Consider the following 11724-nt stretch of genomic DNA (forward strand, 5'->3'; position numbering starts at 1 on the left):
TGAATACAGATAATAAAAAAATTTAATATTTTTAATAACTTAGATTATTTACTTTGAAAAAATTTAACTTTTTAAGACAGTTTAACATAGAAAAGATGAGGGGGGTGATCATTGTGCGAAAAAACAAAATGCGTTTGGCAAAATATATATCTGAAGAAAAACGACACTATAAGTTATATAAGCGCAAAAAAACTTGGGTCATAGCTGGAATAACGATGTTTAGTTCAGCTGTATTGTTGCAGGTACCTGTTTTAGCCGATGAAGTAACGACTTTGACTTTAGGAGAGTCAACTACAGCGCAGGGAACTATCCAAACTGATGACAAGACGCTACCAGGCTCGCCAACAACAGATCAAACAGCACAAGAGACGCTGGACACAGACCAAACAAGTGTAGAAAAAGAAACAACAGCAACAGATGAAACAAATGAAGTGACTGGAGATTCTGTAGCTAAAATAGAGCCCGAAAGTGTTCAAACAAAAGAAGACAAAACAACGAATACACAAACAGAACAGCCAAGTGAGGCGACACAAACACAGGCTGTGGCATCCACAAGTAGCTTTAGAAGTGTGGCAGCTGTATCTGATGAAAATACACAAGCTGAGGAAAAAGTTATCCATTTAACTTCAGTTTCACAAGAAAATAGTGGGATCTTAGATAAGACGACTGCTGCGGATGGTTCGACTGAATATACGTTTACAACAGACAATACAAGCCCTAACCGTGGGCGTTTATCGATGACAGTCGAGTATACCGGGCAAAATGGTGATACCTTCAGTATGATCGTAAAACCTAATGCGACTAAAGGTGGGATCTTAGAAGCTGCAAGCAATATAGATGCTACTGGTTCTCCCCAAAAGACAGCGCTAGGTGATGGAAGTTATAAGTATACTTGGACGATCACAAATGTGGCAGATAATACAAATGTGACGGTCAAACAAACGATAAAACCAGTCAATTTCTTTGCTGAAGTGATCCAAAACGGTGCTGAAACTTATCCACCGTATTTGGGGAGTGTTGCAGGCGATGGGATGACCGTCAGTGGTGATAACTATCAGATCAGCTTTTTGATCAATGATGTTCCAGCACCTACCAGCACAAATGTCAAGATAACGTTAGATAAGCGTTTGTTACCAGCAGGAGCTAAAGTTGAGACTAAGGCCGATGCCTATAAAGAAAATACGACGACTAATGTGACGACTGATACTAACTATCTCTATCAAGTGGAGATCTTGGACGGTAATGTCGTTGCCAATGTTCCAACGACTGTCAGGGGCCTTGCGCAAGTAAAAGTCCCAGTCCCAGAGCATTTTGTGTTAGATGTGGCTGAAACTAACAAGTATTTGATGCATACAAGTGATCCGTATCTAAACGGAAATTTACAAGTAACACAGCCCGGTGGTGAAGGGACACCGATCATCTTGACCGCAACAAAACCGATCGTCTTTACTACGACAAGTGCTAAACTTTCCTTTATCGGGCATTACACGAGTACACAGACGACTGGCAAAAGTGAAGCACCATCTGGCTGGGTCGATCTTGGTGATGGCCAAAGAAAGTATTTTGGGACGGTAAATATCGATACCGATGAAGCCCTTGATCCAAGTGGCTTATCCCCAGAAGCGAAAGGTTTTGACCAGAATGTATTGGCAAAAGATGATCCAAGCGTGCATGAAAACTTTGGTTTGATCATCCACTATTCCAACAGTGAACAAAATAGTAACCGCGATGTGGTGCTTGTTTCTGACTATAATAGTGTTAAAAATAGTGGCACAAGCGTAAGTGATCAAAAAATCGATCCAGTTGAGCGTCCGATCTTGGATAATGGTGATAAATCAGCTCCGGTTTTATATGCTGTCGGTTTAACGGCTAATGGGCTGACGGAATTTACGCCAACATATCATTTTGAGTTTCCAGATGAGATCACCACAACAGGGATCACCTTACCGATCAACAATGTGACAAATGATCACGCTGACTTTAAGTCATATAATCCAGCGCAAACGGGATATACAGTAGTCGTTACGGGATCTGATGGTTCACAGATCACGCAACGTCTGCAAGCAGGTGAACATTATGATCCATTGACAGGACAGATCGATCATTTTGGTGAATTTAGGATGGGTAAAAAACTGGCTTCCGGTGTCAAGATCACGGCATACGATGTTACACCTGATGTCAAATATTATGCTAATGCTCTTCAAAATTCGATCAACGGGACAAATGGTTCTAGTGCATTGAATGATATCAATTCTGGAATGATCAACATTTTAGGGTATTTGAACTCTAAAGCTCAAGTTGGGCAAACGTATAGCTCTAAGATCCAAGTCGAATCGGAAAATAAACGTTTGACGACGGCATTTCAAGTAAATGTCTCAGAACCTAAAGCGTTACCACTTCAAGGCTATGAATGGCCTTCAAAAGGCAGCGAAACTTATGTGAAAAAACCTGGTGACGAGTTTAGTATGGGACTTCAAACTATGGGTTCAGTTTCAACGCCAAGCAAGGGAACAAACCTAGATGCTGGCGGGGTCTTAGTTGGTAAAGGTAATGGCACAGCGACCGACTTGCCAGGGCATGCGTTGACAGTTGAATACGGGACTGTTAGAGAACCGATCGTATATCTTACAGTGCCTGAACAGACAGTGTTAACGAATTTTGCAAAAAGTGATAAATTCTATCGAGTCACTTATGATAAAAAATATCAAAACCCTGTTACTCCAGAACCAAAGATCATTCAAAAACAAAATATCAATGGACAGACAGTTGTGATCCTAGATTGGACAGGAACAGGCTTTGAATTAAAACCACAGATGAAAGTCTTGTTCAATTTAAAAGTTGTTTCTGATGCAGTCAGTGGCTTTGATGTTGGGCGAACGCTCGTCGATCTGTATGCTTATACCGAGCCTGGTAAAGAACCAGCACTTTACACGGAAGCTGACTTAAAGAAAAAGGGTGTTTCGACTGATGGGCTTCAAGTGTATAAGGCAAATGTGAATGCTACGAATAATACAAGTTGGATCCAACTGGGAGGGGACACGAGCAAGACGGAATTACCAGCTAGCTTACAGACCCAGATTCAGTTTGCTGACGGAACGATCGCTAAGACGACGATGACTGATGCTGGTGCAAATACGATCCAATTTAGGATCGTTGCCCCAGAAGAAATCAAACCAGCACTGCTTATCCAAGGAACGAAGAATTACAGCCTTTCAGATAGTGGTTCAAATTATCCTGCTAAAGACTATTTAGAAAAAGATGGGCAAAAACAAGGATTGCAAACGTTACAATTTGGGATGGTGAATAACTTAGCGACAGCTTTGAACAACGTGATCTCGGTCATGAATCTTCCGCAAGCTGGTGTTGTAGATGGTAATAATCCTAGTGCTGCTGCCCAAGCTTTTACCCTAAATATCAGTGATGCAGGCAAACTTGCTTTGGATCCGACGAACAATCATCTCCATGATGCACATACGCTTTATTATGCAACACAAGCAGCTGTTTTAAGCGATGATGGTAGGACGTTGACTTTTGCTGATGGGACGACTTGGACGAGTGGACAGACAATACCAAGCACTTTACTGACTGCCGACCAAGTTACTGATTGGAGCATGATCAAGGCATTAGTGTTAGATGTACCAACTTTGAGCATCGGTAATAAGATCATTTATCATCTTGCTGCCTACTCACCAACTAGTGAGACTAATATGGGTAAACAGGTCACTTTACGTCAAGTTGGAGGGTATGCTGGTCAAAAGGCACTAGTCGTAGGTACGATAACAGATAGTTATGGTACTTATGCGACTGTAAAATTTGTCGATCAAGCAGGCGCTCCGATCAATGGCTATCCTGATCTAGTTGGGAAAGCTACGCTAAATGAAACAACTGGAGAATATGAATTAGAAAATAGTTATCTGTTGGGTGATGTAGGTAAAGCATTAAGTTTACCTACACCACCAACGATCACAGGCTATAAGTTCGTTGAAAACCAGTATTCAAGTACAGTTTTCAAAGCTGATGGTTCGACAGTCATAACACGTGTCTATCAAGTCGATCAAGCGCGTCTTTTTGAAAATTCACTGCAAGGTAAACTATTGGATCAAGCGACAGGTGATCCGCAAGCAGGAATGACCCAAGCAACTCCAACAGGAACAAATGAGATCAAATTCACGGTGACTGATGAACAGCTAAAACGTCCAGGATATACGTATAAGATCACGGTGGTCGACCAAAATGGAACACCTTTGACAAATAAAGTGTATGATAGCTTAACGGAGGCACTAGAAGAGCAAGGTATCTTTGATGATAAGATCGATGGTCAAAGCGTGACTCAAAACTTTATCGTTACGTATACAGCTGATTTCCAAAAAGCAGTGATCATAAGTGGTAATGATCCAAGTAAGCAGATACCGACAAGTGAAGCTGAAGCTACGACAGCACCATATTTCCACGATGGTAAGACAGATGGCTTGATGTTTTACGATCAAGCAGGTGCTCCTTTGGTATCAGATGCTATGTTTGCTCGGGCTGGCTACCGTTATACGGTCATCGCTCCAGATGGTAAAACCTATAATAATTTTGCGGCAGCTTTGGCGGCTAAATTAAGATTCGATAATACGGATAACCCGGGAAATAGCGACAGTGAAGTTCAAGTTTATCGTGTGGTCTATACGGAAGATATTCAAAAAGTACTCGTGACGATCATTGACGATCAAGGCCAGTTAAATGATGATGGTTCGTATACGAGTACGATTTTAGTCAACAAAGAGTTATTAGGCCAAGGTCTAGCAGGCTCTGCTCCAAGTGAAGAAACGAGTCAAAAGTATGCCGACATGATCGAAAATTATCTTGCTCAAGGTTATGTGCTCGTAAGTAAAGAAGATCTTCCGAACTATGATCAAGATGAGACAACTGATCAAGTCGTGACAGTTCACTTAAAGCATGGAACAACGACACAAGAAAAGACGGTCGACCTTACCCAGACGGTCACATATAAATATAAAGATGGCGTCCATGCAGAAGAAAATGCAGCACCGACATATACTAAAGAATATAGCTTTACAGCAACTGAGACAGTGGATCGAGTAACTAATAAAGTTATTCAGACTAAATGGAGCGAACCACAAATGACAGAGGTGGTGACGAGTCCAACGATCGCTGGTTATAAGGCAGATAAAACAGAAGTTGCGGCAATGCAAGTTTCTCATGACACAGAAGAAACAGCATTACAGACGGTCGTTTACTATACACCAAATATTCAAAAGTTAAACTATAAAGTTATCGATGATCAAACAGGTACAGAGATCGTAGTCACGACATTATTGGTTCAAGGCGGATCAGAAACTGATATTCCAGAAAGTGTCCAAACAGAGTATGCTACTAAGATCGCAGACTTACAAAAACAAGGTTATGTTATCGTAAGTCAAGACGAGCTTCCGTTGGTTTTTGATACGGATGATGCGTCTGATCAGTTGGTAGTCGTACATGTTAAGCATGGGACAAAAGAAGTCACAGGTGCACCAAAGACAGTGACCCAAACAGTAACTTATGTTTACGGTAACGGACCAAAGAAAGGCCAAAGTGCGGCAGATACCTACACGAAAGACTATCAATTCACTTCGACTGACACGATCGATACAGTAACTGGTGCGATCTTGAGTACAGCATGGAGTCCAGCGCAGACGACAGAAATGATCCAAAGTCCAACGATCGCAGGCTACACACCAGATCGAAACGAGATCAGTGGACAAACGATCACGCATGATTCAGAAGATCTCAGCACAGTGGTGACCTATACGGCGGGTGACCAAATCGTCAAGGTACACTATATCGATGTCTACGATGGGGCCAACAAAGAATTGACTGACCAACTCCAAACACTTACAGGCAAAGCGGGTGCCGCTTACACCAATACGCTGTGGGATTACGCGCAAGCAGGATATAAATTAGACCGTGCCCAACCAGAGGCAACATCAGGTAACTTTGATGAAGACCCAGACACTGAACAAGAGTACTATGTCTACTTGACCCATGAGCTAAAACAAGTAGTCGGTAGACCAGTGACAGTCAGTCAAACGATCAACTACGTCTATCGCACAGGTCCAAAAGCAGGCCAAATGGTATCAGCTGATAGTGTGAATAGTCACACATTCGTACCGACCTATACAGTCGATCAAGTGACAAAAGAAAACGTCGGTGAACCAAGTTGGGCACCCGAAACGGCAGAATTTAGTGCAGTTACGAGCCCAACGATCAGCGGATATACAAGTGATCGTTCAGTGGTTGAAAAAATGACGGTCACACCGAGTTCAAAGGATAATGTTGTAACTGTTTACTATGACGCTAACGAACAACGTTTGACCTATACGGTGATCGACGATGGCGACAACGGTAAAGTTTTAGCCAATAATGAGCTCTTGGCGACAGGAGACAGTGAAAGCGTCGTAGGTGACAAAGTTTCAACTGACTACCAAGCGCTCATCCAAAGCTACTTGGATAAGGGTTATGTCTTAGTGAGTGCAGATGCCTTACCGGCAAACTTTGATAATAACGACGCAGTCGATCAAAATGTGGTGCTCCATTTAGCCCACGGGACAAAAGAAGTCACGGGTACACCAAAGACAGTGACGCAAACGGTGACTTATGTTTACGGCAACGGGCCAAAGAAAGGTCAAAGTGCGGCAGATACCTACACGAAAGACTATCAATTCACTTCGACTGACACGATCGATACAGTAACTGGTGCGATCTTGAGTACAGCATGGAGTCCAGCGCAGACGACAGAAATGATCCAAAGTCCAACGATCGCAGGCTACACACCAGATCGAAACGAGATCAGTGGACAAACGATCACGCATGATTCAGAAGATCTTAGCACAGTGGTGACGTATACAGCGGGTGACCAAACCGTCAAAGTGCACTATATCGATGTTTATGGTGGGACCAACAAAGAATTGACTGACCAACTCCAAACACTTACAGGCAAAGCGGGCGCCGTTTACACCAATACGCTGTGGGATTACGCGCAAGCAGGATATAAATTAGACCGTGCCCAACCAGAGGCAACATCAGGTAACTTTGATGAAGACCCAGACACTGAACAAGAGTACTATGTCTACTTGACCCATGAGCTAAAACAAGTAGTCGGTAGACCAGTGACAGTCAGTCAAACGATCAACTACGTCTATCGCACAGGTCCAAAAGCAGGCCAAATGGTATCAGCTGATAGTGTGAATAGTCACACATTCGTACCGACCTATACAGTCGATCAAGTGACAAAAGAAAATGTCGGTGAACCAAGTTGGACACCTGAAACGGCAGAATTTAGTGCAGTTACGAGCCCAACAGTCAGCGGATATACAAGTGATCAGCCAGTCGTTGAAAAAATGACGATCACACCAAGTTCAAAGGATAATGTTGTAATTGTTTACTATGACGCTAACGAACAACGTTTGACCTATACGGTGATCGACGATGGCGACAACGGTAAAGTTTTAGCCAATAATGAGCTCTTAGCGACAGGAGACAGTGAAAGCGTCGTAGGTGACAAAGTTTCAACTGACTACCAAGCGCTCATCCAAAGCTACTTGGATAAAGGTTACGTCTTAGTGAGTGCAGATGCCTTACCGGCAAACTTTGATAATAACGACGCAGTCGATCAAAATGTGGTGCTCCATTTAGCTCACGGGACAAAAGAAGTCACGGGTACACCAAAGACAGTGACGCAAACGGTGACTTATGTTTACGGCAACGGGCCAAAGAAAGGTCAACCGGTGACAGAAGACCAAGTTAAAGAATATGTCTTTACTTCGACTGACACGATCGATACAGTAACTGGTGCGACCTTGAACACCGTATGGAGTCCAGCGCAGACGACAGAAGTGATCCAAAGTCCAACGGTCAAGGGCTACACACCAGATCGAAACGAGATCAGTGGACAAACGATCACGCATGATTCAGAAGATCTTAGCACAGTGGTGACGTATACAGCGGGTGACCAAACCGTCAAAGTGCACTATATTGATGTTTATGGTGGGGCCAACAAAGAATTGACTGACCAACTCCAAACACTTACAGGCAAAGCGGGCGCCGCTTACACCAATACGCTGTGGGATTACGCGCAAGCAGGATATAAATTAGACCGTGCCCAACCAGAGGCAACATCAGGTAACTTTGATGAAGACCCAGACACTGAACAAGAGCATTACGTCTACTTGACCCATGCACTAAAACAAGTAGTTGGTACACCAGTGGTCGTAACCGACACGATCAATTACATTTACGGTAATGGTCCAAAACAAGGACAGCCGATCTATCCCCCAAGTGTGATCGAAAAGACCTTTGTTCCGACCTATACGATCGATGCCGTAACTGGTGAGACTATAGAAACGACTTGGAGTGGTGATGGTAAGATCGCCTCCAGTGCAGTCCCTGATATCCCAGGTTATACACCAGATAAAACATTGATCGCTGAACGTGTTCTAACACCAACGATGGCAGATCAGACTCAAACCGTCCAATATATGTTAGATGAAGTACCTGAGACAAAACCAGATATCTCAAACGACCCAACTAAAGCTGAGTCCAAACAAACTGAGTCTTTGGAAGAAAACAATGATACTAGATCTAGCATTGAGGCCCAAAAGAGCGTTGAAACGCAAGCTCCAATTTCTGAAAAAGTATCAGAAACTCAAACTAAGATGGAAAGTAAGGTTCAATTACCACAAACAGGTGATGCTAGCGATACGCAAAAAGCTTCCTTTGTTGGTGTGATGTTAACGACCTTAGCTGGCTTATTAGGCTTTGCGACTAAAAAACGTAAAAAAGAAGATGAGTGATCAAAAATTTAGATAACAACTAAATATAGTTAAAAGTCGTACAAACTGTGATGGTTCAGTTTGTACGACTTTTTATTTAGGTATCAAAGTCTGACAATATGATCGCAGACCTGCTCAAAATATGGATCATGACTGACCATAATGATCGTTTTACCCTTTTCCTTTAGCTTTTGGAGCAAGGAAAAGACGAGTGAACGATTTTCAAGATCAAGTGAGCCGGTGGGTTCATCGGCTAAGATGAGTTCACCAGGTTTTAACAATGCTCGAGCGATAGCGACCCGTTGTTGTTCACCACCAGATAAGACGGCAACCTTAGTCTTTAAGGAATAATTTAAACCGACTTCTGCCAAAGCTGCTTGCATCTTATTGAGTTTTTCACGATGTTTGAGTTTACTATAAGCAACTCCAAGTTCTAAATTAGCTTTGATCGTAGCTTCTTTGATCAAACCATAGTCTTGAAAGATAAAACTGACATTTTTGCGCCGATATAAAGTGGCTTTGTGGCGCCCAACTTTGGGAAGCTTTTGCCCATTAAAATAGACATTACCACCTTGATAGTTTTCGATCGCACCTAAGATCTTTAAGAGCGTTGATTTACCAGAACCACTTTTACCGTAGATCACAGTGATCTGATTTTTCGGAAAATTTACACAAAGATCTGAAAAAACGTACTTCTTTTTGAATTTTTTAGTCAGATCCGTTACACAGATGAGATCATTTGACATTTTTTTTAGCCTCACTTTCTAAGTAACTGATAAAGAGATTTAAGATGAAAAATTCAAGCACAAAAAATAAGCCATCAAGTGTAAAATAGATCGTCTTTGATAGATATACATCAGTATAAAAAAGTGGTGTCAGACTATATTGAAAGAGTAAAAAACACCAGTAAGGCCAGTAATTTCTAAGACGCGAGTAACCTAATGTATTTTTCAGACCGATGTTATAGACATTTTTGTTAAAGAAACTGAGCAAACAATAAAAACTAAGAGAAATGATCGTCAACAATAAGAGACCTTGGCTAGATGAATAAGCAAAGATGTCTCCCAGCTCTATTTTTAACCGCTCACTAGCACCATGATCATAGCGAATAAACTGGGGAGCATTATCACTTAGATTATATTTGGTCAAGATCGGATCCCATTGTTGTTTTAATTTAGCTAAAGTAGTGCCTTTGAGTGCGAATAAGAGCCTATCATGTTCAAAACCAGACAAAATGTTGAGAATCGGATCGTTGATCTTGGGTCTGATATTTCCTGGGGGAATGACGTGGATTATCTCATTAGCAATATTTTTTCCAGTTACGATATTTTTAAAGTTATTATTATACCTAGGATCAGAATACATGACTTTAACACCGTACTTTCGTGAAATTTTAGAGATATTTCTTTCTTGTTGCAGGCGTTTAGCAACTAAATTTTTCTTGGTGATCGGAAAAACTAAGATCGTTTGCTTACTTCTAGGATCAAGCTTAATTTTTTTGTTATTCACATCATATAACGGATAAGCTTTTAAGTAATTGATGTTTATGCTGATATCAGCGAGTTCACGTGGTACATCAGGTGGTTGGATATAACTTGAACCTGTGTCATCAAATAATAAAGCACCTTGTTTATCCGCTAGTTTGTAAATATTTTTTAGATCTTCGTAGTTATCGAAACTATTGACAGCATCGCTACCGATCACACTGGGAAAAATTTCTGCATAGTCTTTTAGTTTAGGGTTTGTATCTTGCTTTAAAAGCTCGTAACTATCAATGACTATATTACCAACTGGAGCAAGTGAATTTATCAGTGTTACGAGTAAAAGTAACTTTGCTCCACCTAGTAATAAAAAAAGTATGCTGGAAAAATAGCGTTCTTTGAGCTCGTCTAAACTTATGCAATACATCCCTAGCATCAATAGATAGGCTCCACTAAAAGCAAGACCAAAAACTAAAAGTTGTTGTGAAAGTAGTTCTGATAAATCTAGCCCTTGAAACACCAGCCAAAGATCATAACTAAAAGCAAGTAAGATCACGCCCAAGGGCTTTATTGCAATTGCTAAGAAACTACGGGTAAAAGAATGGCCATTGAGCTTATATAAGCGAAGTTTTGACCATTCAAGCAGTAAATAGACTAACAGTGAAACGACGATGAAGACGATCAGATAGTTAATGATCGTTTTTAAATTAGGATCAACTTCAAATGAAGGTAAAAGCAATTGTGTTGTTTGTGTCACTTGATAGTCGCTTAATGCGTAATGCGTTTTGAAGCGCTGACTTAGTTTTTTATCAAGTAGTTTGATGAAGTGTGAGTATTTTTCTTGCTCGAGTGTTTCAAGAAAAAAGACACCTTCAAAATTTTTTCTTGCGTGTAGTGCTTGTGCGAGCGGTTGGATCGTTACTTGATAACCACTAAGTAAAGGATAAGTATAACTATATTTTTGCTTATTAGATCCTAAGGCACCAAAATTTCCTAAAAATTGTGTTTGATCTAACTTGTAGACATAGAAATTTTGTTTTTGCAGTGATTTATTATAATCAGGCTTTCCGTCTTTTATTGGGTAGCCCTCATAATAATGTTTTTCCATGTAGTTTAAGTTGGTCTCGTTTGCACTTTCGTTTAGGCTAATAATGATCTGTTGGAATTGTTTTTTATCATGCGCCGTGAATGGAAGCTTAAACGGAATAAATCGATGCGATGTATCGATCTGCTGTAATGCTAGAGTAGCTTGAGCTTGATAGTTGGTAAAATATGCTCCAAGAGAACTGAGGATCAAGCAAAAAATAAAAATAATTAATAAAAATAATTTTTTATTCTTCATCTCAAAATTCCTTACAAAACAAGTGTTAACAAATCTACGACGCTAGCAGCATGAACGGGGTTAAAAACAACAAACAAAAGACGGT

3 protein-coding genes are annotated in these 11724 nt (G+C 41.0%); 1 reads left to right on the top strand and 2 read right to left on the bottom strand.

Annotated elements, in window-relative coordinates:
• Positions 1-113 precede the first annotated feature (113 nt).
• Positions 114-8837 (top strand): mucin-binding protein, encoded by an 8724-nt coding sequence (locus CPS94_RS09830; protein ID WP_162626442.1) that lies wholly within the window; start codon positions 114-116, stop codon positions 8835-8837.
• Positions 8838-8920: 83 nt separating this feature from the next.
• Here CPS94_RS09830 and CPS94_RS09835 read toward each other — a convergent pair whose 3' ends face one another.
• Together CPS94_RS09835 and CPS94_RS09840 are read right to left on the bottom strand one after the other, a co-directional pair.
• Complete coding sequence (locus tag CPS94_RS09835; protein ID WP_112194111.1) at positions 8921-9562, bottom strand: ATP-binding cassette domain-containing protein; 642 nt, start codon at positions 9560-9562, stop codon at positions 8921-8923.
• A complete protein-coding gene (locus tag CPS94_RS09840) occupies positions 9552-11639 on the bottom strand; it encodes a hypothetical protein (protein WP_112194113.1) in 2088 nt (695 codons plus the stop codon). The genes CPS94_RS09835 and CPS94_RS09840 overlap by 11 nt, the downstream gene beginning before the upstream one ends.
• Between the last annotated feature and the right edge of the window lie 85 nt (positions 11640-11724).

This window comes from Ligilactobacillus murinus (assembly GCF_003288115.1).
Taxonomy (GTDB): domain Bacteria; phylum Bacillota; class Bacilli; order Lactobacillales; family Lactobacillaceae; genus Ligilactobacillus; species Ligilactobacillus murinus.